Consider the following 285-nt stretch of genomic DNA (forward strand, 5'->3'; position numbering starts at 1 on the left):
AATCCCAACCACGGAAGGAACCATCATGAAAATTCATCAATCAAAGCTGGACAGCATCGGCCGTACTGTAGCAATCACGGAATCCGCAGCAACCAGTGGTGGCCGCAAATACGGAAATTTCCTTAGTTTGCGTGTAGTCGTGCTGCCATTTGGCATGGAGCCGGCGCAATATCGTACTGTCGCGCATCGCGGTGTTTCCGTGTTGTTTGCAGTTGAAGCCGACGGCCGGTCCCGCGGCGAGCGCAGCGGCTACCATCGTGCCATGTCCGCTGCGGTAGCAGCATT

At 55.8% G+C, this 285-nt stretch carries 1 protein-coding gene; it reads left to right on the forward strand.

The genetic code is table 11. From position 1 onward, the window contains the following. Positions 1-25 precede the first annotated feature (25 nt). On the forward strand, positions 26-285 hold a 260-nt coding region (locus D0817_RS25495), incomplete at its 3' end, for a hypothetical protein (RefSeq protein ID WP_134737820.1).

The organism is Flavobacterium cupreum (genome assembly GCF_003996965.1).
Classification (GTDB): domain Bacteria; phylum Bacteroidota; class Bacteroidia; order Flavobacteriales; family Flavobacteriaceae; genus Flavobacterium; species Flavobacterium cupreum.